Origin of the sequence: Pseudoalteromonas maricaloris (assembly GCF_024746855.1) — a bacterium.
Classification (GTDB): Bacteria; Pseudomonadota; Gammaproteobacteria; order Enterobacterales; family Alteromonadaceae; genus Pseudoalteromonas; species Pseudoalteromonas maricaloris.
Map to the genome: position 1 here is coordinate 2,067,373 of NZ_CP024625.1, position 24,583 is coordinate 2,091,955.

Annotated in this window: 23 protein-coding genes and 1 pseudogene; 19 read left to right on the forward strand and 5 right to left on the reverse strand. The window is 42.2% G+C overall.

Translation table 11 applies throughout. The features are described from left to right. Positions 1-2: 2 nt before the first annotated feature. The 3 genes from CTT31_RS08905 to bioD are packed head-to-tail and all read left to right on the forward strand — an operon-like array spanning position 3 to position 2,613. Positions 3-1,145 carry an aminotransferase class I/II-fold pyridoxal phosphate-dependent enzyme gene (locus tag CTT31_RS08905; protein WP_260491117.1) on the forward strand — a complete coding sequence of 381 codons (1,143 nt, stop codon included), beginning with the start codon at positions 3-5 and terminating at the stop codon, positions 1,143-1,145. After that, positions 1,142-1,921: a methyltransferase domain-containing protein gene (locus CTT31_RS08910; protein ID WP_260491118.1), complete on the forward strand. Its 780-nt coding sequence runs from the start codon at positions 1,142-1,144 to the stop codon at positions 1,919-1,921. The genes CTT31_RS08905 and CTT31_RS08910 overlap by 4 nt, the downstream gene beginning before the upstream one ends. Next, a complete protein-coding gene (gene bioD / locus CTT31_RS08915; RefSeq protein WP_211857531.1) occupies positions 1,918-2,613 on the forward strand; it encodes a dethiobiotin synthase in 696 nt (231 codons plus the stop codon). Before CTT31_RS08910 ends, bioD begins: the two co-directional genes overlap by 4 nt. Before the next feature lie 55 nt (positions 2,614-2,668). Here bioD and CTT31_RS08920 read toward each other — a convergent pair whose 3' ends face one another. Next, the gene (locus CTT31_RS08920; RefSeq protein ID WP_211857532.1) at positions 2,669-4,174 is read right to left on the reverse strand and encodes a hemolysin; all 1,506 of its coding nucleotides are present in this window, start codon (positions 4,172-4,174) and stop codon (positions 2,669-2,671) included. Positions 4,175-4,361: 187 nt separating this feature from the next. After that, the gene (locus tag CTT31_RS08925; RefSeq protein ID WP_010604778.1) at positions 4,362-4,565 is read right to left on the reverse strand and encodes a hypothetical protein; all 204 of its coding nucleotides are present in this window, start codon (positions 4,563-4,565) and stop codon (positions 4,362-4,364) included. A 114-nt stretch (positions 4,566-4,679) separates the two neighbouring features. On the opposite strand from CTT31_RS08925, the gene CTT31_RS08930 reads away from it, so the two are divergent. Beyond that, positions 4,680-5,159, forward strand: a complete 480-nt coding sequence (locus CTT31_RS08930; RefSeq protein ID WP_260491119.1) for a GNAT family N-acetyltransferase — start codon at positions 4,680-4,682, stop codon at positions 5,157-5,159. A 44-nt stretch (positions 5,160-5,203) separates the two neighbouring features. On the opposite strand, the gene htpX is transcribed toward CTT31_RS08930, so the two are convergent. Further along, positions 5,204-6,064 carry a protease HtpX gene (gene htpX, locus CTT31_RS08935; protein ID WP_260491120.1) on the reverse strand — a complete coding sequence of 287 codons (861 nt, stop codon included), beginning with the start codon at positions 6,062-6,064 and terminating at the stop codon, positions 5,204-5,206. A gap of 146 nt (positions 6,065-6,210) precedes the next feature. Then, positions 6,211-6,735, reverse strand: coding sequence for a TetR/AcrR family transcriptional regulator (locus CTT31_RS08940; protein WP_069022073.1), 525 nt, complete (start codon positions 6,733-6,735; stop codon positions 6,211-6,213). 129 nt (positions 6,736-6,864) lie between these two features. Here CTT31_RS08940 and CTT31_RS08945 point away from each other — a divergent pair, with 129 nt between their 5' ends. The 4 genes from CTT31_RS08945 (at position 6,865) to CTT31_RS08960 (ending at position 11,676) form a co-directional block, all read left to right on the forward strand. Continuing rightward, entirely contained in the window at positions 6,865-7,071 is a 207-nt protein-coding gene (locus CTT31_RS08945) for a hypothetical protein (RefSeq protein WP_039495859.1), read from the forward strand. A 132-nt stretch (positions 7,072-7,203) separates the two neighbouring features. After that, complete coding sequence (gene purE / locus CTT31_RS08950; RefSeq protein WP_010372883.1) at positions 7,204-7,686, forward strand: 5-(carboxyamino)imidazole ribonucleotide mutase; 483 nt, start codon at positions 7,204-7,206, stop codon at positions 7,684-7,686. Position 7,687: 1 nt separating this feature from the next. Further along, positions 7,688-8,836: a 5-(carboxyamino)imidazole ribonucleotide synthase gene (locus CTT31_RS08955; RefSeq protein WP_260491121.1), complete on the forward strand. Its 1,149-nt coding sequence runs from the start codon at positions 7,688-7,690 to the stop codon at positions 8,834-8,836. A gap of 356 nt (positions 8,837-9,192) precedes the next feature. After that, complete coding sequence (locus CTT31_RS08960; RefSeq protein WP_260491122.1) at positions 9,193-11,676, forward strand: S9 family peptidase; 2,484 nt, start codon at positions 9,193-9,195, stop codon at positions 11,674-11,676. A gap of 25 nt (positions 11,677-11,701) precedes the next feature. Here CTT31_RS08960 and rrtA read toward each other — a convergent pair whose 3' ends face one another. Beyond that, on the reverse strand, positions 11,702-12,286 hold the full coding sequence (gene rrtA, locus CTT31_RS08965; RefSeq protein ID WP_222243414.1) for a rhombosortase: 585 nt from the start codon (positions 12,284-12,286) through the stop codon (positions 11,702-11,704). Positions 12,287-12,368: 82 nt separating this feature from the next. On the opposite strand from rrtA, the pseudogene ggt reads away from it, so the two are divergent. The 11 genes and pseudogenes from ggt (at position 12,369) to CTT31_RS09020 (ending at position 24,576) form a co-directional block, all read left to right on the forward strand. Further along, positions 12,369-14,128: pseudogene (gene ggt / locus CTT31_RS08970) on the forward strand (gamma-glutamyltransferase). A 172-nt stretch (positions 14,129-14,300) separates the two neighbouring features. Next, positions 14,301-15,995, forward strand: coding sequence for an NAD-dependent malic enzyme (locus CTT31_RS08975; protein WP_039495863.1), 1,695 nt, complete (start codon positions 14,301-14,303; stop codon positions 15,993-15,995). A gap of 212 nt (positions 15,996-16,207) precedes the next feature. Continuing rightward, complete coding sequence (locus CTT31_RS08980) at positions 16,208-16,912, forward strand: SIMPL domain-containing protein (protein ID WP_039495865.1); 705 nt, start codon at positions 16,208-16,210, stop codon at positions 16,910-16,912. Between the two features lie 57 nt (positions 16,913-16,969). Then, positions 16,970-17,344, forward strand: coding sequence for an MAPEG family protein (locus CTT31_RS08985; RefSeq protein WP_045963764.1), 375 nt, complete (start codon positions 16,970-16,972; stop codon positions 17,342-17,344). A 2-nt stretch (positions 17,345-17,346) separates the two neighbouring features. Continuing rightward, entirely contained in the window at positions 17,347-17,982 is a 636-nt protein-coding gene (locus CTT31_RS08990) for a sulfotransferase family protein (protein WP_260491123.1), read from the forward strand. 60 nt (positions 17,983-18,042) lie between these two features. Beyond that, positions 18,043-18,615: a tRNA-(ms[2]io[6]A)-hydroxylase gene (locus CTT31_RS08995; protein WP_039495868.1), complete on the forward strand. Its 573-nt coding sequence runs from the start codon at positions 18,043-18,045 to the stop codon at positions 18,613-18,615. A gap of 468 nt (positions 18,616-19,083) precedes the next feature. Then, on the forward strand, positions 19,084-19,467 hold the full coding sequence (locus tag CTT31_RS09000) for a response regulator (RefSeq protein ID WP_010372856.1): 384 nt from the start codon (positions 19,084-19,086) through the stop codon (positions 19,465-19,467). Next, positions 19,464-20,369, forward strand: coding sequence for an AAA family ATPase (locus CTT31_RS09005; protein ID WP_193522447.1), 906 nt, complete (start codon positions 19,464-19,466; stop codon positions 20,367-20,369). Before CTT31_RS09000 ends, CTT31_RS09005 begins: the two co-directional genes overlap by 4 nt. A gap of 14 nt (positions 20,370-20,383) precedes the next feature. After that, a complete protein-coding gene (locus CTT31_RS09010) occupies positions 20,384-21,313 on the forward strand; it encodes a DUF58 domain-containing protein (protein WP_260491124.1) in 930 nt (309 codons plus the stop codon). After that, positions 21,303-23,246 (forward strand): transglutaminase TgpA family protein, encoded by a 1,944-nt coding sequence (locus tag CTT31_RS09015; protein WP_260491125.1) that lies wholly within the window; start codon positions 21,303-21,305, stop codon positions 23,244-23,246. Before CTT31_RS09010 ends, CTT31_RS09015 begins: the two co-directional genes overlap by 11 nt. A 1-nt stretch (position 23,247) precedes the next feature. Beyond that, the gene (locus CTT31_RS09020) at positions 23,248-24,576 is read left to right on the forward strand and encodes a Na+/H+ antiporter family protein (protein ID WP_211857547.1); all 1,329 of its coding nucleotides are present in this window, start codon (positions 23,248-23,250) and stop codon (positions 24,574-24,576) included. Positions 24,577-24,583: the final 7 nt, after the last annotated feature.

Sequence of the window (24,583 nt, forward strand, 5' to 3'; positions counted from 1 at the left end):
CAATGTCGTTTGAGTATATTCAATCTGCCTTAGCAGCCCGTCAAGCTGAAGGATTGCTAAGAAAGCGCATTGTGGTTGAAAAGGCCTCTGCAAGTAGAATAAAAATTGCTGATCAGCAATATATTAACTTTGCCAGCAATGACTACCTGGGACTTGCAGACTCGTTGGAATTTAACGCTCTCGCATGCACTGAAGCGGGAAGCCGAAGTTCGGCGCTTGTTACGGGTTATCTTGATATTCACCGTCAGCTAGAAGATAAGCTTTGCAGCGTTTTGGGTTATGATGCAGCACTGTTATTTCCAAGCGGTTTTGCTGCTAATACCAGTGTGTTAAAAACATTGTTCACGCCCCAAGAAAAGCAATTAAGCGCTGCGGTGTTCCAAGATAAGCTCAACCACGCCAGCCTGTTAGACGGTGGTTTAGCTGGCAGCGCTAAGTTTGTTCGCTTTAATCATAATGATTTGACGCACTTAAGGTCTCGATTAGAAAAAACCAAAGCCGACAGTAAACTCATCGTCACTGAAGGGGTGTTTTCTATGGATGGAGACCAAGCGCCAGTACCTGAAATCAGTGTGCTGGCTAAGTCTCATTCTGCGTGGCTCATGGTCGACGATGCTCATGCGTTTGGCGTTGTGGGAGCGCAAGGACTTGGCACGATTGAAAGCGGCATTAAACCTGAAATTTTGGTGATCACCTTTGGCAAAGCGATGGGCTGTCAAGGAGCTGTGGTATTAGCGAGTCATGATGTGATAAATTACATGATGCAATTTAATCGTGAGTTTATCTATACAACGGCGTTGTCGCCTATTATGGCGAGCGTTGCATTATGCCAACTAAATAAATTGCTTGTTGCATCTGAAGCGAGACACAAATTACAAGTAAATATCGACTATTTTAAGTCGTTAGTTGCTCAAACCAACTTATCTCCCATTCCAAGTGATACGGCTATACAGCCTCTGGTGTATGGTAGCAGTGAAAATGTATTAGCGGCGCAACATAAGCTTAAGGAAAAGGGACTTTGGGTTGGGGCTATTAGGCCACCAACGGTACCGCAAAATACCGCAAGATTGCGAATAACAATAACGGCACAGCACAGTCACGAAGATATAGACAAATTGGTTTCGGCGTTAGTGGAGGGAGCATGAGCAAAGCACAGAAGACGCAAACAGCAAAGTGCTTTTCAAAAGCCGCGCAATCATACTCTCAACACGCTAACGTGCAGAAACAGGCTGCAGATATACTTTTTTCACGTTTGACACAGCAAAATAGCGAGCTTGGTGCTGTGCGTATGTTTCCTAGGTTGCTCGATTTAGGATGCGGGCCACATGAAAACTTTCATAGATTAAACGCCTTCACGAATCATTATGTTGGAGCGGATCTTAGCTTGGCGATGTTGGCAAGCGCTGAAAATACGAAAAATAGTGTTTGCTGTGATATGGATAAGCTCGCTATTCAGTCAAATTGTATCGACTTAGTCTTTAGTAATTTTGCAATTCAGTGGTCTAATTCCCCGCAAGCGTTGTTTGCGCAATTGTATGAAGTACTAAAAAAAGAAGGACGAGTGTTGCTAAGCTCAGTGCTAGACGGCTCGTTAAACGAAATCGATATCGCATGGCGAGCCATCGATCAGTGTGGCCATATCAATTCATTTTATTCGCTGTCTGCATTTAAATCCTTTGCGCTACAGGCCGGGTTTGCTGTGACTTGGGCGGATGAAGCGTTATTGATTGATAGTTATGACACGCCGTTAAAGGCGTTACGCTCGGTAAAAAATATCGGTGCCAACGATGTAAAAACCGCTTCTCGCCGACAAGGTTTGTTAGGCAAATCAGCCTACGCTCAGCTGCTGAGCAGCTACCCTGAGAGTAAAAATGGTTTTGATGTCAGTTATCAAGTCGGATTTTTGGAGTTAAGGAAATGAATCAAGCATATTTTGTAACTGGGACCGACACTGAAGTAGGTAAAACCTATATTTCTACTTTATTACTAAAACTGTTAGCCAAACACGGCAAAAAGGCTTTTGGCTTTAAGCCGATTGCGGCAGATGCTGAAGAGGCATTTGGTGAACTAGTGAACGTTGATGCTATCAGTTTAATGGAAGCTGCGACGGTGCACGGTACTTACGAGCAAGTTAACCCATTTTGTTTTGCACCGCCAATTGCGCCGCATATTGCAGCCAAACAGGTAAATGTTGACATCACAGTCGATAAGCTACACGAGCGCTTTAGTGAAATTCAGCAACTGGGCGCAGAGTATATGCTATGTGAAGGTGCAGGTGGCTGGGCATTGCCCATTAACGACAACGAATATCTTTATGATTGGGTCGTCAGAGAACAACTTCCCGTTATTTTAGTGGTTGGCATGAAGCTAGGTTGTTTGAATCATGCGTTTTTAACGGCAGAATCTATCAAGCAAAAAGGACTGAATTTGGTTGGGTGGATTGCAAACCAGATTGACCCTGAAATGGCTGTATTTGAAGAAAACCTTGAAAGTTTAAAGCTTCGTCTAGACTGTCCGCTGCTTGCAGCAGCGCCCTACAGTGAGGGCACACCAAAGCTACAGCTTCGCTCAGCGTTACTAGAGTTGTTTGAGCTAAAATCAGGTACCAGTTAATATTAAATAACCTGAACTAAGCGGCTTCTAAAAGTAGTAAGCCGCTTTGAGTCTGTTAATTACAACCTTTTTGAATGGTTTGTGTTGTCACACTGACCTCAAAGTCATTGTAATCATTATCGTTTTGATCTTCCCAACGTTGGTTGGTACCTGAGACTTGGTACTTGGTTGATAGTGTATTGCTGTTACCATCAATTGCGAGCACATAGGTAAAGGATTGTCCTTGAAGGATGTCATAGTTTCCGGCACTTCCGTATTCATCAAGCAATTTAATATACTGGCCATTTACTTTGATACCCCAGTCGTTATTGAATAATGAGTCTTCTCTGACGAACGCGTAATTGATCCGCGTGTAGTTGTCAGGCACACATGCGGTTTCATTGTCGAGTATGTTTCCCGATAGGGTTTCATTGCCTGAGGTATTGTTCACGCCTGTTACGCTCAAAGAGAGTTCCCGATCGCCAGTGTACTCAGTATCGTCTATTGTTGCTATTTGAATGGTAGCAGTTGTGCTGCCAGCAGGAATTACCAATGAAGTAGATGGTGCTACGTAGTCATTTGATTGCGTTGTCACATCATTGACCGCTACTGAAAAGCTGACGTCCTGCTCGAAGGCTTTACTTAAGGTAATTTGATAGCTAAGGGTACTTCCTTCATAAACCGTGTTTTCAATACTCGTTAACGTAAAAGACGGTGGCGAAGGAGGGGTTGGTGTGCCGCCGCAACCAGAAACGGTATAGCATGTACCGCTACCATTTGGGTTATATGCGAGGTCATTTACTCGTATTGGTAATGTATTGATATAACAGGTGCTTCCTGTATCAGGGTTTAGCTTATAAATCGCGCTTTTGTTGGTGTGTCCGGCGTCATTAATGATAACGCGACTGATAATAAGCTCTCCGTTACTATTAAGGCTTGCCCCTGTAACGGCAGTTAAGTCGTGATCAGATAATTTAGTCACAGAAAAGTCGTTGGTATTAACTTGGTAAACGGCTGCACTAGTGACTAGGATTAAGCGACCATTATAAAACTCAAGATCGCCGCGGTATTTTCCCGCCAATGAGGGGAGATCCGAGAGCTTAGTCGCGTCGCCTGTGTTTTTATCTATGCTGTAAATAGAATCGTAACTCGTTCCAATGAGTCTATCGTTTGTGCTGTCATATGCCAATCCCACCAAATAAGCCGTTCTACCGACAATGGTATGAGAGGTTCCATCAAAATATGCTAGTTGAATATAGCGATGTTTTTTACCTTCAATGGGAATATCTGCGTCAGCTGGTAAGTTTAGATGACTGGTATCAACTTTATAGTCGATTGGCCTTGGTGCGGATGCATAGTACCAACGTGCACTGCTAGTATCATAGGCGAGTGCTGCCGAACTAAAGGCAGCTAAACTATTGGCGCTGGCTTGTCCTGCACCTTCATCTAGGCCAAACAAAATACCAATATCGCCGCGGCCAGCGTTAATACCAAAAACCTGACCTGGGCAACTATCTGCATAGGTGTATGTGGAAAGTAATGTTGAGATTAAACCAAGTGTTGTGAGTGATGCTTTTAACATAGCAGGAACCCTAAAAAGTTTACGTCCTGTAACTTAAAACAACACAAAGCAATGTCTTCGCAATTAAGTCCAACTCAATGCGATGACTTAATCCTTTAAGGCGGGCGCTTCCATTATTGACTTTGCAATCTAGCGCTATAATTGATCATAATTTACACTTTTACAACAGTAAAATAATCAAAAAGTATTAATTATTTGATTCTTGCCTATTTTTAAAGTTTGGTAATAATGACTCAACGATTTCTTTTGCTGAGATGGTATAGCGTACGCCAGAGAACATCACTGATGCGTTTTCATCGATCCCTGTAATGCCCGTTAACGTCCAGCCTTCACCTCTCTCTGGGCAGTAAACCTTTGTCGTTGGGGGGATAACGGTAAACTCTTGACTCATATTCATTCTCCAAAAATGCTAAATTATAAAGCAATACAATCGCTTATAATATTGAAGGTGTATTTGCTGCAATCAGTGCTACCATTGCACCAGATACTTAGACCTGAGCATTTTATGGAATTTGAAACACCAAGGCTAGTCATCAGGCCCATAAGGCACAAAGATAATCCGCAGTTATTAGCGCTACTTAATTTACCGCAGGTAAAAGCGTATAACGATTACGGCGACAACCTCACTGAAGTAGACCTTAAATGCATGATCCAAATGGATATTGAGCGTCAATATGAAGGTATAGGTGGACGCTTTTGCCTCGTGTGTAAAAGCACTAAAGCGGTGATTGGGTGTATTGGTTTCTATCACGAAGACGCTGATATTGAGGGCCTACATATTGGCTATGAATTACTACCTGATTATTGGGGTAAAGGCGTGATGTTCGAAGCTTTACATTGTCTATTTGCAAACAAAAGCCAGATTGAGTTTAAACTCAATGTGATTTTGGCGCATGTATCGGCTGATAATCACCGTTCATTAAACCTACTCAAGCGTTTAGGGTTTAGCGCTGTTGGAAATAATCTGTATAAAATTGAGCTATAAAAAAGGGCAACTTAATCGTTGCCCAAGTATGAATGTGAAAAGAGTTACGAAAGTGCTCGAATTCTTTCATCAAGTGGCGGGTGAGAAGCAAAGAAGTCTGCAATAGACTTACCTGAAGCAATACCAAAAGCCATCATTGAGCCTTCTAATTGTGATTCATGGTTGTGCTTCAAACGCTCTAGTGCTGAACGCATTTTTTGCGCACCGACTAAATCCGCTGCACCTTTATCAGCTGCAAATTCTCGTTTACGACTAAAGTAAGCGACAACAACAGACGCCAAAATACCAAAGAGGATCTGGAATATCATATCAAAGATAAAATATGTCCAGCTTCCACCTGATTCTTCTTCATCGCCATTCAAGAAGTTATCAACAATCCCCGCCAATACTTTAGCGAAGAATATAACAAAGGTATTTACAACACCTTGGATCAAGGTAAGCGTAACCATGTCGCCATTTGCAACGTGCGACACTTCGTGCGCAAGCACTGCCTCTGCTTGGTCTTGATCCATATTGTGGAGTAGGCCAGTACTTACAGCAACTAAGCTGTTATTTTTACTCGGCCCGGTTGCAAACGCATTCATTTCAGGGCTGTCGTAAATCGCAACTTCTGGCATTGCAATTCCTGCTTTTTTAGCTTGCTCTGCGACAGTAGAAACTAACCAATGTTCAGTTTCGTTTCGTGGTTGCTCAATAATATGGGCCCCTGTGGATTTTTTTGCGATCCACTTAGACATGTAAAGAGAGATAAAAGAACCACCGAATCCAAATACGGCAGCAATAACCATAATGCCTGTATAGCTTCGGCTAGAAATACCAAACACAGACATTAAGACAGATAACACAATTCCTAACACAAGCATCACTGCTAAGTTAGTGATAAGGAATAAGATGACGCGTTTCATTTTGACCTCGTTAGACAAAAATAAGGAACTAAGTAACTTTTCCCAAGCACTTGCTTATTACACTAGTCCTAGATGCTTTATATGGTCAGAAGTTCAAAAGCACAAGTAAATTCGCATGAATATTCAAAAAGAACACATCATACAAATTATTGACTAACCAATTTCAGCTTCTGAGATAGGGAATGCAGCATCTGGTCAACAGAGCTATGCTCATTGCTTAACCCTTCTAATAAGGTCATAAAGTAGCAATCCATCATAACGGTTGCTTTCAACTCATTGTATTCCTGCTCACTGAATAACAAGTGTTTGAACAAATTGAGTTGTCCAGTAAAGAATTCGCTATGCCAAATAATCCCACAAAGCAGCTCTTTACTGAAATCTCTATTGCTAAGATAAAAAGCAAATAAATACTTTGCATAGTGGCGTAGCTTTAAGCTGGCACTATGCTGCTCATCTGTTGTTTTCGCTTCATTAATTAGTTCATCTATTTGGTTATGCATTGCGACTTTGAGCATGTCGAGCTTAGTAGGGAAGTGAGAGAAAACCGTTCCCGTTGCCACGTTTGCTGCTTGGGCAATTTGCCGAGTAGTGGTGTTTTCAAAACCATTGTCTTGAAAAAGTTGCCAACTAGCACTGAGAATTTTATTGTACGTAATTTCTCTTTTTTTCATATGGTTACCTTTTTATTTGCGAAGAGAGTGTAGCACAATTCCAGATTATTTAAGAGATAAAGTTTGCAAATAATGAGCGCGCTCATTATTATAATTGAGCGTGCTCATTAAATTTCAATAGGAGTTGTTATGCAATATTTGAGCTTATTCATCGGATACATTCTGTTCATCCCTTTTATCTTTTTTTACAGCTATATTCTTGGTCCAGCTTTAAAAATGGTGCTGATCCCAGGTGGTCTGGCGGTGTTATGCTTAATTATGGGTCCTAAAACGTTTTTCTCTCACTTTAAGCGTGCGAAAGCATTAAGTATTGAAGAATTGGTGGTGTCTAAATAACTCAGGGTGCCATCGCGTGATAATTGCAATAAGTTGATTCTTCGCATTAAAGACGAACTCAGGTATAATGCCCGCAGCTAAGGTGTGAAGGACCTTAGCCCTGTATCGTTCAAAATTAGTCGAGGAATTATTATGACCGTTGGCATCATTATGGGCTCAAAATCAGACTGGCCTACAATGCAACATGCAGCTGAAATGTTAGATAAATTTGGTATTGATTATGAAACTAAAGTAGTTTCAGCTCACCGTACTCCACAGCTTTTAGCGGATTATGCTTCGACAGCGGCAGAACGTGGGATCAAAGTTATCATTGCCGGTGCTGGGGGTGCTGCACACCTACCGGGTATGGCGGCAGCATTCACAAGTCTGCCTGTACTTGGCGTTCCAGTAAAATCAAAAACGCTTAATGGCGTGGACTCATTGCTATCAATTTGCCAAATGCCTAAAGGTGTTGCGGTAGGTACGTTAGCGATTGGCGACGCTGGTGCTGCAAACGCAGGTTTGCTAGCTGCTCAAATTTTAGGCTGTCAGCAGCCAGAAATTTTTGCAAAAGTAGAAGCGTTCAGAAAAGAACAAACAGAAACGGTACTAGCTAATCCAGATCCTGCGAAATAACATGAATATTCTTGTTTTAGGGGCGGGACAGTTAGCCCGTATGATGAGCCTATCGTCAACTCATCTTGATATAAAAGTGTTGGCTTATAATGTTGGTAGCCAAACGGTAATAAACCCCGTTACCTTTGCAACCACACCAGAGTCATTACAGCAAGCCATTGACAATGCTGATGCCATCACTGCCGAATTTGAACATATTCCACATGATGTTTTAGCGCTTTGCGAACAAAGCGGTAAGTTCTACCCTGGCGCAGAAGCAATAGCCACAGGTGGTGATCGCGCGAAAGAAAAAGCGCTGCTAGATAAAACATCTGTGCCTTGTGCTCCTTTTAAAATTATTACGGATAAGGCGCATTTCCTCACAGCGATTGATGAGTTAGGCATGCCTTTGGTCGTTAAAACCTGTCAGGCAGGCTATGATGGGAAAGGGCAATGGCGAGTTAAATCAGAGTCTGAAATAGATAGTATTTGGGCCGAAATGTCCGAGTTTTTGCAAGCAGGCACTGAAGCACAGCCTCACTCTATCGTTGCTGAAAAAATGATACCGTTTGACCGTGAGGTGTCGATTATTGGTGTGCGTGCTAAAAATGGCGAATGTAAAATTTATCCGTTGACTGAAAACCAGCATACCAATGGTGTACTGACCCTATCAATTGCTGGTAAAGAGAAAACAAATATTCAAGCGCAAGCGGAAGACGCATTTGCGAAACTTGCGAATGCACTCGATTATGTTGGTGTACTTGCTATTGAGTTTTTCGATGTTGAAGGTCAGTTATTGGTTAATGAAATAGCGCCAAGGGTACATAACTCAGGACATTGGTCTCAACAAGGGGCCCATGTAAGCCAGTTTGAAAACCATATTCGTGCCGTTGCCGGTTTGCCGATTGGTGATACTAAGCTGCTTCGCCCAACCGCGATGATTAATGTGTTAGGGCAAAGTCACATTCCATCGCAAGTTCTTGCTGTCTCAGGGGCAACCAGTCACTGGTATGGCAAAGATGCGAAACCGGGCAGAAAAATGGGGCATATCAACGTGTCAGCTGACTCACTGCATAAGTTAGGTGAAGCACTGGCAGAGCTTGCTGACATCTTGCCTGAAGCAGACTACCCTGGGGTTATGGAAACCGCTCAGCAATTAATTTTAAATTAGTACTACTGTTTTTAGTGGAAAAGGTCCATTGTTAACTAAAAACCTAAGCTTATGATAACTATTGAGTTAACTCATTCTTTATAACAGAGCTCAGGGTAGATATAAAAAATTTAATTTTTTTACTGTTATTTTTGGAACTCTTTTCTGATAGTGCGGTCTACTATTGTGAGGCGCGGATAGGCCTCATTTCATACTCGTTGTCCATCAACGACTATGTGAGCGCAGAGAGTATTTGGCCAGCATCCCTATGCTGGCCTTTTTTTGTCCCACGCATCGTGCTTTTAATCTTAAATCTGTCGATATTCCGCTGGCTTTCTGCTTAAATTAAGCAAATTTAATTATTATAAGAAAGTCACATGTCGAAACTCTCTCTTATCTCGATGGCAGTCGCTTCAGGTTTATTCCTTTCTGGTTGTCAGACCACTGAAGTCAGCCCAAAACCACAACAAGTTGAAGCCAATTCACCAGTCCCACAAGTTGTTGCTACTCCCGTTGATTTCGGTGGTGAGCAGATCACCTTAAAACAAGCAATGGCGCATCCTGATTGGTTGGGAAGACAACCAGAAGGCGCATACTGGGGAGCTGATAGCAAAACCGTTTTCTATAAGCGTAAGCAAGCTGGCTCAGAGTTAAGAGATCTATTTAAAGTCAGTAGCGCACAAACAAGCGAAGCGGTTTCGCTGTCAGATTTGCATGCAGTTGGTGCTGCAAACGCGATTTATAATAAAGGTCGAACGCTACAATCTTATGAATTTAAAGGCAACATATTCATTAAAAACCTGAAGTCTGGCGCTTTGACACAAGTTACTCATTCTTCGAACTATGAGTATGCACCGCAATTCTTAAGTGATAACCGATTAGCTTACCGTTCAGGCAATGCGCTATTTGCGTTCGATTTAGTCACTGGCTTAACGAAAGAGCTGGTAAAGTTACATTTAGCGGATAAGCCTGAAGGGGTGAAAGAGCCAAATGGATATATCGCAGAGCAGCAACACGAACTAATTCAATTCGTTGCGCTAACGCACAAAAACAGCAAAGATCGAGAAGTAAGAAATCAAGAGATAGAAGCGAATAACGCAAGCATCCAAGATAATCAGTTTTATCTAGGTAAAGGAAAAACGCTTATCTCTGTTAGCCTAGCACCTTCTGGTGACAAGTTAATCGCCGTGATAACAGACGATAAACCAAGCCGTTCAGACTCTGACATCATGCCTAACTACGTGAGTCAAAACGGTGACATTGATCCGGTAAAAGCTCGCCGCCGCGTTGCAGACACAAAACCAATGAGTTCTGATGTGATTTTCATTGATTTAGCAAAATCAGAGCAAGTCACGCTGAGCTACGATACTTTGCCTGGCTTTGATGAAGATGTACTAGCCGAGGTGAAACGCGAAAATGCTAAGGCAAAAGGTGAATCATATAAGAGTGAAAAAGCACCTCGTGATATCAACTTGATCGACACATGGGGCTGGAGTCAATCCGCTATCCAATGGAATAGTGACGGTTCTCAAGTCGCAGTGATGCTTGGTGCTTGGGATAATAAAGACAGATGGTTAGTAACTGTTGATTTTGATAAACAACAATTCGTTTCTCAGCACCGCCTACACGATGAAGCATGGATCAATTACACCTACAATGATTTTGGCTGGTTAAACAACCAAGATGCTTTGTACTATCTTTCAGAGCAAACTGGATATAGCCAGCTTTATGTTAAGCCGCTTAACGGCAAAGCAAAAGCAATGACTTCAGGGAAGTTTGTGGTTTCTGAACCAACCTTAACCCAAGATAGTCAATTTGTTTATTACAAAGCCAATAAAGATCACCCAGGTTTATACGAAATTTATCGCGTCAATTTAGCAAGCGGTGAAGATGAGCAGTTAACGGATTTAGATGGCCTGACTGATTACCAGCTAAGCCCAGATGAGCAAAAGCTGTTGTTAACTCACTCAAAAATCATGATGCCTCCAGAACTTTATGTGGCGGATGTAGCGCCAAAAGCAGCGGTGTCACGACTCACTAATACAGTCTCTGATGCGTTTTTAAATAAGAAGCTAATTGCACCTAAGATTGTCGCGGTTCCTTCAAGCCATCAAGGTGAGCCTGTCTACGCAAAAGTATATTACCCAGCAGATTATCAAGAAGGCGAAACGGGTAAGAATCGTAAGGCTGTGATCTTTAACCATGGTGCGGGTTATTTGCAGAACTCTCATATGGGTTGGTCTAACTACTTTAGAGAGTTTATGTTCCATTCACTCCTCGCGAGCGAAGGCTATGTCGTTATGGATATGGACTATCGCGGCTCTAAGGGCTATGGCCGAGATTGGAGAACGGCAATCTATCGTCATATGGGTAAACCAGAAATCGAAGATTTGGCAGACGGTGTCGAGTGGATGGTGAACAACGCTAATGTTGATCGTGGCGCTGTAGGTACTTATGGTGGTTCTTACGGCGGCTTTATGACATTTATGGCGCTATTTACTCAGCCCGATCTATTCCAAGCAGGCGCTGCTTTACGTCCAGTCACCGATTGGGCCTATTACAACGACCCGTATACCTCAAATATCCTTAATCGCCCAGATGTAGACCCAATTGCATACAAACGCAGTTCGCCTATCTATCATGCTGAAGGTTTGAAAAACAAGCTTCTGATCAATGCACCTATGGTTGATGACAACGTGTTTTTCCAAGATGTTGTGCGCTTGGTGCAACGCCTGATTGAGCTAGAAAAGGAAGACTTTGAAACGGCGATTTATCCAGTTGAGCCCCATGGCTTTAGACAGCCATCAAGTTGGTTGGATGAATACCGTCGTATATACAAGCTGTTCAAAGAAAACTTGTAATCAAATGAGTGGATAAAAAGCCAGCTTAAGCTGGCTTTTTTGTTTTATAAAATAAATAGATAACAGCTAAAACCACACCACCAACTGCACCAAATAGATGTGCTTCAATGGCGACTCTCGAATCTATCAGCTTAGCTACATCTGCGCTTGCACCCGCATATTGCTCCCAACATACCTTTGCCCACACACCAATAAACAACAGATATCCAGTTGTTAGCTTCCGCTTAATATCTTCAAGCGCTCCCCATACGATAAGCCCATGTAATAAGCCACTCAAGCCTGTATATACAACAATGTTTGGCGAAAATAGCAAGATCATGAGTCCAGTAAAGAGGCCAAGGAAAAGTACATTCAGCCAATATTTTCTTAGTCTTGTATATTCGGCATGTAATAACCAAATAAATAAGATACCAAGCAGGTTTAACATCAAGTGATACCAATTGCTATGGGTAAACTGACCGCTCAAAATACGCCATATTTCGCCATCAGCAATTGCATTTCTGTCAAAATCTAAGTGTGGGCCAAGCCCGAACAACATTAGTATTGTTGACAATATCGCCAAAGACGCAGGGCCAATGAGATATTCTTTGTTCGTTGGAAGTTCAAACATACGATTTCACGTTATTATTTTTGCATATTGTGCCTAATTGCTTTTATGATGCCAAATATAAGACGTAAGCAAAGTGGGTATTATGAAACATACACTTGCATCACTAACCGTGATTGCCGCATTCAGCTTTTCAACCAACACCTTAGCTGAGCAACAAAAAATCGAAATTAGAGAGCCGGAAGCCGCAACAGGTTTCCAATCTAAAGAAGCACGCACCGCAGAAAAGTACATGGTCGTTGCTGCCAATCCCTATGCGAGTAAAGCAGGTCAATTGATGCTCTCAAAAGGGGGAAGTGCGGTTGATGCCATGATAGCGACTCAACTCGTGCTTACATTAGTTGAGCCGCAATCTTCAGGCGTAGGTGGGGGGCTTTTATCCTGCACTACGACAAGAAAAGCAATGAATTAATTAGTTTTGATGGAAGAGAAACTGCACCAAAACTTGCAGGCCCTGATCTGTTTTTAGATGATACGGGTAATGCGGTTAGATGGATTGAGGCTGTGGTGGGCGGTCGCTCTGTTGGTGTGCCAGGCATTCTACACGCGTTTAAATCAGCACATGACAAATACGGTAAACTGCCATGGCAGGAATTATTCAAACCAGCGATTGAATTAGCTCGAGACGGATTTATCGTCTCTCCACGTTTAAATATGCTGCTTGAGAAAAAACTTAACCCAGGTTTGACAAAGCTCAGTCCCGCAAAAGAGTATTTCTATCCGGATGGTAAAGCACTACAACCAGGAACCCTTAAAAAGAATCTGCCTTTGGCAAACCTATACTACAAAGTAGCAACACAAGGGATCCAAGCCTTTTATGAAGGGCAAAATGCCACTCAATTAGTAGAAGCTGTGCAAAAGTCTGAAATCGCACCTGGCAAATTGGCGCTGAGCGACTTGGAACATTATAAGAGCAAAACTCGAGACGCTATTTGTACGGAATATCGTGTATATAAAGTTTGCTCTATGGCACCGCCTAGCAGTGGTGGTATTGCAGTTTTGCAAATGATGAAACTGCTTGAACCGTACGACCTAGGTAAGTTTAAGGCAAATGATCCAGAAGCCTTGCACCTCTTTACTCAAGCATCTCGCCTAGCGTTTGCCGATAGAGATTTTTACGTTGCTGATCCTGATTTTGTTGAAGTGCCAGCAAAAGCATTGCTTAACGAACAATATCTATTAGGCCGTAGCAAACTTATCGGTGAAATGGATAATCACGACTTTCCAGTAGGCGACCCAACTTCGGGCACACTCGCTTATGCTATGGATGATAGTTATGAATTACCTTCGACCAGCCATGTGTCGATTGTAGATGCAGAGGGTAATGCCATTTCTATGACAAGCTCGATTGAAATGGCATTTGGCTCAACGGTGATGGTCAACGGATATTTACTCAATAACCAATTAACCGACTTTGCGCTTTCCCCAAAAGTAGGGGATAAATGGGTCGCTAACCGGGTAGAAGCAAACAAACGCCCAAGAAGCTCTATGGCACCCGTAATGGTATTTAACAAAGACGGGTCGCTTAAATTGATAGTCGGCTCACCGGGTGGCAGCCGTATTATCAACTATGTTGCTCAAACCTTAGTTGGTGTACTGGACTGGGGATTATCTGTGCAGGCAGCGATTGATTTACCAAAAATCACCAATCGCAATAAGTATACAACGCTGGAAAAAGGCACAGAGCTGACAAAACAAGCGGCTTACTTAGAGAAAAAAGGCCATGAAGTACAGATCCGCGACTTAAACTCTGGACTACATGCCATTGAGGTTCGTGGAACACATTTAATCGGTGGTGCAGACCCAAGAAGAGAAGGTGTTGCACTTGGCGAAAGCAGCGAATAAGCCGTGGTTTCTTAAGTGCTTTTAGGCTATAATTTTGCGTTCCAGAAAAATGCGTTTAACGTGCTCTGGAGCGCGTTAATAATGGTCTGATGAGCACTAAATTCATTGTAATTTAATCCTTTTCGACAATAATGAACCCTTAGACTAAAAAATTAGTGTCAAGCTTGTAAATATGACTAAACAAACCGATCCAAATTATCTCTACATTCCCTATTCAGGTCCTACACTATTAGAAACGCCACTGCTTAACAAAGGGAGTGCATTCTCTCAACGCGAGCGTGAAAATTTCAACTTAGCTGGACTACTTCCTCCTCGTTATGAAACAATTGAAGAGCAAGTTGAGCGTTGTTATCAGCAATATTCAAGCTTTAGCGACAACCTAAACAAGCACATTTACCTGCGCGCTATTCAGGACAACAATGAAACGCTGTATTACCGCTTAGTACGTGATCATTTGGAAGAAATGATGCCAATCATCTACACCCCAACAGTAGGTGATGCATGTGAGAAGTTTTCTGATATCTATCGCAGCTCTCGTGGTTTGTTTATTTCTTATGAAGACCGCTATCAAATCGATGATATTTTACGAAATGCCACTAAAGGCAAAGTAAAAGTTATCGTGGTTACAGATGGTGAACGTATTTTAGGCCTTGGTGACCAAGGTATTGGTGGTATGGGTATTCCTATCGGTAAGCTGGCACTTTACACCGTATGTGGTGGGATCAGCCCAGCTTACACGCTGCCTGTTATGCTTGACGTAGGGACAAACAACGAGAAGCTACTCAATGACCCAATGTACATGGGCGCAAGACACCCGCGTATCGGCCAAGCTGAATATGACGAATTCCTAGATCTATTCATTAAAGCGGTTAAACGCCGTTGGCCTAATGTGCTGTTACAGTTTGAAGATTTCGCACAACCTAACGCAATGCCACTATTGAAACGTTACCGCGATGAAATTTGTAGCTTTAACGATGATATCCAAGGCACCGCTGCGGTTACTGCAGGATCGCTACTAGCCGCTTGCCGTGTGAAAGGGGCAAAGCTCTCGGAACAAAAAGTAGTGTTTGTTGGTGCAGGTTCTGCTGGCTGTGGTATTGCAGAGCAAATTATTAGCCAAATGATTTCAGAAGGAATAACCGACGAGCAAGCGAGAAGCCAAGTGTTTATGGTGGACCGTTTTGGCCTTCTGACGGAAGGCATGGAAGGGCTAAGAGATTTCCAAGAAGCGCTAGTTCAACAACAAGCAAACCTTGCGGATTGGACATACAGTGGTGAATTTGCATCTTTATTAGATGTAATGCACTGTGCAAAACCAGACATCTTAATTGGTGTATCAGGTCAAGCGGGCCTATTCACAGAGCAAGTGATCCGTGCGATGCATGCAGGGTGCGAACAGCCAATTATTTTCCCATTAAGTAATCCATCACGCCAGGTTGAAGCGCATCCAAAAGATGTGATTGAGTGGACTGATGGTCAAGCAATTGTTGCTACGGGAAGCCCATTTGAACCGGTAGTGCATGGTGAGCAAACAATCATCATACCGCAATGTAATAACAGTTATATCTTCCCAGGGATCGGCCTTGGTGTACTTGCAGCTAAAGCGAATCGTATTACAGATAGCATGTTGATGGTATCTAGCGAAATGCTTGCTGAATCATCACCACGTGCTAATACCGGCAAAGGTAGCCTACTACCAGCACTAACTGAAATTGAACCGTTGAGTAAGCGCATTGCTTTTGCAGTTGCTAAAAAAGCAATGGAAGAGGGCGTTGCACTTGAAATGGAAGACGACGCAATTTGGGCAGCGATAGAGAAAAACTATTGGCTCCCTAAGTATAGAAATTACAAACGCTGTAGCGTCTAATTACTTTTACTGAGCTAAAACAGAAATCGCCGCCAACTCACATTGGCGGCGATTTTGTTTATCAATCACGCACAAAATTTGAGTGCACTACGTATTACTTCGCAAAGTGACAACTGCTCATTTTGTTAAAGTTTGTTACCCTGAAATCCAATTCAGTAGTTGTTAATTGAAATATGCTTGAATATGCAGGTATCACATTTTAGGAGCAAAAGATGCGAATTTTAACTGGCTTACTGGCATTATGTTTATCTGGATTTAGCTTTGCAGGCGCATTGCCTGACTCGCCGCATTTATATGTTAAAGGCACTTCATTTATTCAAGTACAACCCGATATCGCAACTATTCGTGTTGCCATTACCGAAAAGCAAAAGTCGCTGCCCACAGCTAAAGAAAACGTCGATAAGATTATGGCTAAGGCCATCGAAATCGCTAAACGCTTCGATATTAAAGAAGACGATATTCACGCAGATCAGCTGAATGTCTACAGACAGACACGCTACAATCGAGAATCAAACGAAGAAGAGTTTGATGGTTTTCGCGTAAGTCGCAGCCTGACTGTAAAACTTAAGGACATTAAAAAATATCCAGAGTTACTTCAAGAGTTTGTAGACAGCGGCATCAATCAGTTCAATAACACGGAATTTGGTGTTGAAAATGAAGGCAAGTATCTGCAAAGCCTCAAAAAAGCCGCCATCAAAGATGCAAAGAAAGCAGCTAAAGAGCTAGCAGGCGAGTTTGATGTTGAATTGGCAAAACTGTACTCAGTTTCATTCCAACCAATGCAAACGCCAGTTCAGCCTTACGTGCGCTCTGCAGCAATGGCGATGGAAGCAGATCAAGGCGCATACAAAAATGCGTATAACACAGGTGCAATTACATTAAACGCGGAAGTGTATGCTGTTTACTTAATTGAGTAATACTGGCTGTGAACTAATTAAACTTATACACTAAGCCCTCCATTGGAGGGCTTTTTTATGATCACCGGTTTATATGCGGCATTGCTGGCACTAATCTATATTAAACTCAGTTTTAACATAATATCACTCAGACACAGACACAAAGTATCGCTAGGAGATGGCGGTATCGATGAGCTGCAAAGTGCAATACGGATCCACGGTAATTTTATCGAGTACACACCGTTCGTACTGTTAATGATGTTGTTACTCGAAACTCAACAAATCAACCCATATCTGCTTCATGCATTTGGCATTGCTTTTTTGTTTTCTCGAGTCGCACACTATGTTGCACTCGGTAAAACTAACTTTTCAATCAGAAAAGTAGCGATGGCGACAACATATGGAGTAATACTTATTTTAGCGTCATTTAACATCGTGTATTACTTTATCTAACTATGACAAAACACAAATTTCTGGTAACGGGTTTACCACGAACGGGCACAACAAGTCTGTGTATTGCTGCATTAGGTGCTGGATACAAAACAGCACACACGGCATACACAAGGCAAGCGTTAGACTGCGCTGAGTTTATTGCTGACACGCCCGTTTTTGCTGACTATGAAAAACTATATGCTTTATATCCTGAAGTTAAAATAGTACATTTGACACGAGATTTTGAGCAATGGCTTCCCTCAATTAAGCGTTTGATGACGGCAATGAAAGAAAATTTACTGTCACAAAAAGGGGGCTTTAACGACACGATTAAGCGTTGTTATTTGGAAACTTTTCCTGATTTTGACAAACATTTTGAAGACGATGGTTATTGGCGGGATTGTTATAACAAGCATCATGATAGGGTGCTTAGATTTGCAAAAATGAATCATATTCCTTTTATTACGGTCAACCTAACAGCTGCTGATGCCGAGCAAACGCTTGCCGAATTTATAGGCGTGACTCAAGAAAAAGTGACCATCCCGCATGTCAATATTGGTGGTAAAGTAACTGCATGGAAGTGGTTTTCACACTCCAATAAAGTGGAATCGACACGTAATGGCAAAGCAGATAAAGACACAGCGCTCTTTAGTATGTAAGTTCGCTCGAGCGCCTGAGTTTGTTATACTCACCACAAGCTGTATATACAAGATAGAATTATGTTTGAATTAAAATATCACACACCTTTTAGCTGGACTGAAAAAGTCCTAGCCGACTTTGATACCTTTCTTCAAGATCATGCCGCTGCAGAAAAAAAAGCAGCCGGAATGGCGATGGCAATGCTTGGTCATTACCCAGACAGGATCAAGCTAGTAAAAGCGATGGCAGATCTCGCAATAGAAGAAATGATCCACTTTAAACAGGTACTTAAAATCTTAACCGAGCGTGGAACGCTATTAGGAAACGACCAAAAAGACCCCTATATAAAGCAAATGCGCGCATTGTTCCGCCAAGGCACTGACGAATATTTAATTGATAGATTACTAATCGGCGCAGTAATTGAGGCTAGGGGCCATGAGCGTTTTTCTTTAGTTGCAGAAGCGCTTCCTGAAGGCAAAGAGAAAGACTTTTATGTAGCAATCGCCAAGTCAGAAGAAAAACACAAAAACCTCTTTGTGGAGCTCGGCTACGAGTACTTCGACAAATTAACGATAGATAACCGCCTAGAAGAAATTCTCATTGCAGAAGCGGATATTTGCAAAGGTATTCCATTTAGCGCAGCGCTTCATTAAAAGCAGCCACATGACTCGAGCCAATAAAGCCTCAACAAGTTACAGTGTGGCTTTATTGTCTCCCATATTTCTAAATACTTATTCAGTGAAGAGAACGGTTTCACTAGACACATCAATTAAGATTTCTAGTTTCGCCCAGTGCATTGTGTTCCATTGAATACTTTTGGTTTCAAAACGACTCATATTCGAAGCAACTAATATCGCAATAGTTATAAATCAACCAGACGAGTAACACTGAACCTTTGATTTTATAAGGGATTAGACTTTCCTCATCTAAAATTTACTTTATTTAACATAACGTAAATTATAGGATGCAATGAATTATGTGAGAAACCATATAAAGCATCTTGCTAATGTCCAATACTAGACGGTATCGGACATTAATAAAAAGTTTACTGTATTTTCTATTGAGCTATGGTTTCGCTTTTTATAGTATGTGGTTGAATTTGTAATTTGAAGTATCGACATATGGAATTTGTAAGACCGCTAGAACCAATCTTGATAATTGATGACGCTGTTGAGATCAGAGATTTTCTGACACAGATTTTGGAGAACTTAGGGTTTGAAGAAGTTTATGGTTGTGAAGACTTTGATTCCGCAAAGCCGCTACTAAAGCATAAACAACCCAGTGTTGTCTTTTTAGATATTGAGCTTCCCGATACAGATGGCACCGAAATTCTTTCCTACATCAACGAAAACTTTCCTGTGGCCCATGTCATCATGTGCTCTGGCCATAATAGTATGGAGAATGTTCAAAATACTTGGGAACTTGGTGCTAAGGGCTTTATCGCTAAACCTTTCAATGCACATAAAGTGGATTCGGTAATGAAGCGTTTAGAGCTGGTTACATGAATGAAGAAATAAAGAAACTTACCGATGCGCTCTCTACCGTTATTTTAGAAAAGCCTGAACAAATAAAACTCGCGATCTGCAGTCTTTTGTGTCGCGGCCATCTTCTAATTGAAGATTTACCAGGTATGGGTAAGACAACGCTATCTCATTCGCTTGCTGATGTGTTAGGTCTGACATATCGTCGTGTGCAATTTACTAGCGATCTGCTCCCAGCTGATATTACCGGCACTTCTATTTTTAACCGTGAACATCAGTCTTTTGAATTCCATCCTGGTCCAATTTTCAGCCAAGTTTTACTGGCCGATGAAATCAACCGCGCAAGTCCAAAAACTCAAAGCGCGTTGTTGGAGTCCATGGAAGAACATCAAGTAACCATCGATGGCGTAAGCCATGAGCTCCCTAGCCCATTTTTTGTGATTGCAACGCAAAATCCTCAGCATCAATCTGGCACGCATCCACTGCCTGAGTCACAACTAGACCGCTTTTTTATGCGTATAAGCTTGGGATACCCCTCGGAAATGGCAGAAGCGCAGCTAATTAAATTAGCTGGAAAAGCGAGAAAACTGACTCAAGCACCACAAGTGATCGATGGTAAAACACTGTTAGCCTATCAACAAGTTGTGCCTAACATTGTGCTAAGTGACGCTATTATTGATTACATACTTCGCTTAGTTAACTACACACGAAGCTCAGGTCAATTTAGCGATCCTTTGTCGCCAAGAGCTAGCATTGCACTTGCAGCCGCTAGTCGTGCATATGCGTTTATTAGTGGTCGAGATTTCGTCATACCTGATGACGTTCAAGCGGTTTTCACTTCAGTCTGTGCCCATCGACTTGGCGTCACCACGACTAATGAAGCAGAAGTTAAGACACAGGTTTTTCAAAACGTACCGGTACATTAAGCATGATTAACCGCTTGAAACGGAAAGTTAAGCAGCATATTTATAAACGACATCAACGCTCAGAAATACGGTTATCTCATAATAATATCTACATACTGCCATCCAGGGATGGCGGTTTTTTTATCGCTGTGGCTTTGCTTAATTTTGTATTGGGGATCAACTATCAGAATAATCTAATCCTTGCAGTGTCCTACATTATGGCTGTGATGATGATAGCCGCCCTATTTTTAGGTTTTTTTAACTTGAACAATACAAATGTCCGATATTTGGGAAGTAATGCTAATTTTAGCCCATATAGTTCATCTATTAGACTCAGTATTTCATCTAGCGCAGAGATCCAATCTCTCAGACTATCAAGTGAATACAACCAAACGGCTACCCATATTTCCAAAGTGAGTGATGAAAAAGTTCTCGAGCTAAGTGCCCCTGAATTACCTCGTGGCGTATATGATACGGGGGTAATTAAAATCCTCAGCTACTTCCCATTTGGCCTTATTCGTACCTGGTCGTATATAAAACCAAACGATGCTTTCTACGTGTACCCTACTCCATTGCCCGTTATAGACACAGAGTTTAGCTTCGGCAGTGCCTCGAATACTAGCCAAAGCATACAACAGAAAGAGCGTTCAGTTGAGTTCGACCATCTCTCGCAATATCAAAAAGGGATGAGTTTAAGCCGCGTTTCTTGGAAGCATTACGCCAAGACGGAACAGATGTTAATTAAACAGAATGCACCGGAGTCGGCCGATTTACACCGTATTATTTTCGATTATTCTAAGCTTTCAGGCAGCAAAGAAGAACGTCTGAGTAAACTCTGTACTATGGTGCTTGACGCCGATAAGCAACAAACAAGTTATGCCCTGTTACTGCAACAAAACAGGATCCCGTTCGGTCAAGGAGAAACCCATAAACTAAGTTGCTTGGAGGCATTAAGTGAATTCTAGCTTCCCAAAATGGTACTACAGCACGTCACTATTTTTATGGCTGCTGAGCATTATTCTTGTTGATGATTTTGGTATCGGCTTTGTCGGGTTATGTACCGTTTTAACGCTGTGGCAAGCATCGAGGTTGGTGACTAAACCAAGCGTGTTAAGCATTCGCTTTATTAACTTGGTCACTTTACTCGGCGCCATTGCGACGGCCTCATTAATAGGTCTAAAAAACAGCGTGAATGTATTTGTGGCTTTGATGTTGGTTGCATCGCTGCTTAAACAAGTGCATGCCACACAAGCCCGCCAATTTACACAAATATGTATTTTGAATTTTTTTACTTACCCGTGCTTATTTCTTTTTACACAAAGTATATTTGCTGCGTTTTTGGTATTAATTTTGTTGGCAGTTAATTTAGCTATCATGCTTAATCTTGAGCAAAACCTAAGGTTCAAATCTGCGCTTAAGGTAAGTGCAAAGGGATTGGTATTGGTGCTGCCTGTGGCTACTTTATTAGTCGTTTTTTTACCAAAACTCCCTGCTTTTTGGCAGTTACCTGCACCACAGAATCAAGCAAAAACAGGGTTATCTGAGAATGTAGATCCTTTCAATATCGCAAATTTATCTCAGTCCAGCGACTTGGTGTTTCGGGCGTCATTTGAGGACACTCAACAAACGGGACCTTTCTATTGGCGTGCAATTATTCATGATGAATTTGACGGACGGCAATGGAAAGTCTCTGAATATCAAGGTACTAACATCAGAGCGTTGCCAAAAGAACCGATTGGCGCTGCAACCATTATTGCGCAGCCAAGCCAACTTCCCTGGTTGTACGGCCTGTCATACTCTTATTCGAAAAACGCTAAGTTGAATAGTAACGTGTTTGGCACGGTCTATTTGAAAAACCTATCAGCAAAACCTGTCGAGTATCAAATCGATTTCACTGACTTTGAACCCCAAGATTCGTTAAGGCCTTGGTATTATAGGCGTAACACCGCATTACCTGACGGCATTAATCAACAGGCAAGGCAATTGGCGCGCGATTGGGACAGTCAATCGACAACAACGAGCCAATTCATTGAATTAATGAAGCGCTATTTTTTGCAAAATGGCTTCGTCTATACCTTAACACCAACAATAGCGCAATCTGATGATAGGATTGATGACTTTCTATTTAGCTCGTTTAATGGATTTTGCGGTCACTATGCCTCTGCCGCGGCATTTCTACTGCGAAGCGCGGATATCCCTGCTCGCTTGGTATCTGGTTATCTGGGTGGTGAAAAAAATGACAATCAAGGCTATTACAGTATTTATCAATATGACGCACATGCTTGGGTTGAATATTTTACACCGGGAATTGGCTGGCAACGCTTAGACCCAACCGCCTGGATTGCCCCAGAGCGCATGACGGGGAGTCTTTCTCAGTTAGAACAATTATCGAGCGAGTTCAAAAGTGGTTTAGGCTACAGCTTAATTGGGTTGTCTAATTGGCAATCTATTAATTGGTTGCGATTACAGCTTGAGGAGCTTGACTATCAGTGGACTCGCGTCGTCATTAATTTTGACAAAGAAAAGCAAGGCGCACTGTTTAAAGAGTGGTTTGGGAGTAATGGTCAGCTTTGGGCCGGAGTATTTTCCCTGTTTATGCTGCTTTTGCTCTCAATTGCGCTATTTTACCTTAGCAAGCAGCTTACTCGGCATAAACGCCCTATCGAACTTGTCTATTACAATGCTATAGTGTCCGATTTCAAAGGGCAGCTAAGTGGCACTACGGCGAAACAACATATTGTTGAGTTATGTAAGTTGTTTCCAGAGTTAGATACGTCGCTTTGGCAGTTTTATCAATTAATTGAAAAGTCACAGTATCAACAAAAACCACTTAATAAACTTGAGCTTGGTGAGTTGAAGAGGTTGTATAAATCAATAAAAAGAAAGGCAAAAAAATAGTATGAATGCTGTTATTTTGGGCGTCTTGCTCATGCTGGGGTTAACCCTCTTTAGAATAAATGTAATTGTCGCCATGACAGTTAGTGCAATAGCGGCGGGCTTAGTAGCCGGTTTAGATTTGAAGACAACCTTAAACGCTTTTAATGATGGGCTATCTGGTGGCGCAGAAATAGCCTTAAGCTATGCCATGTTAGGTGGGTTTGCGGTTGCTATTTCGAAGTCTGGCTTAACTCAAATCCTCGCGCAAAAGCTGCTCAAATTGGTTAATGCCAATGATAGCGGAGGCTCAACGTTTTTAAGCATGTTTATAATGGTTATCATTTTGGCTTGCTCGATTGCGTCGCAAAACCTTGTGCCAGTTCATATTGCGTTTATTCCTATCCTCATTCCACCGCTATTAGTCGTACTGAACAAGCTGACGATAGACCGCCGTGCGATTGCGTGTATTTTAACGTTTGGCTTAGCGACCAGTTATATGGTGTTGCCATATGGATTCGGTGGCATTTACCTTTACTCTATTTTGCATAAAAACCTTGTAGACAATGGTTTAGAATTGGTTAAGTTCGACGTGCCATACGCTATGGTGATCCCTGCGCTTGGTATGCTGATTGGCCTGTTGATTGCCGTTTTCATTACTTATCGTAAAAAACGAGTTTATGAGGTGAGTCAACAGCAAAGTACTCAGTCAAACACAGTACCGGAAGGCCAAGAAGCAACTAAAGTCATGATTGTCGGCGGCGCTGCGGTGCTGGCTTCTCTCATTGCACAAAATAACAGTGGCTCAATGATATTAGGAGGGCTCGTTGGCGTGATGATTTTTAGCCTCTTTGGTATTGTTAAATGGGAACAAAACTCCGATGTTTTCAGTAAAGGTGTGGCGATGATGGCAATGATAGGTTTTATCATGATCTCTGCTCAAGGCTTTGCCTCCGTCATGAAAGCAACGGGTGATGTGGCAAGTTTAGTAGCAAGCTGTGCCGATTTTGTTGGCGATAATAAACCACTTGCCGCTGCGATGATTTTACTTGTTGGCTTACTTATTACCATGGGAATTGGCAGCTCATTTTCAACCGTGCCAATCATTGCCACGCTATTTGTACCTTTGTCTCTAGAAGTTGGCTTTTCTGCTATGGCTACCGCCGCTTTGGTGGGAACCGCAGGTGCACTAGGCGACGCGGGCTCTCCTGCATCAGACTCCACACTTGGACCAACTTCGGGCTTAAATGCCGACGGCCAGCACGATCACATATGGGATTCCGTGGTGCCTACATTTATTCACTTCAACATCCCACTACTCTGCTTTGGCTGGATAGCCGCGATGGTGTTATAGGTTTATA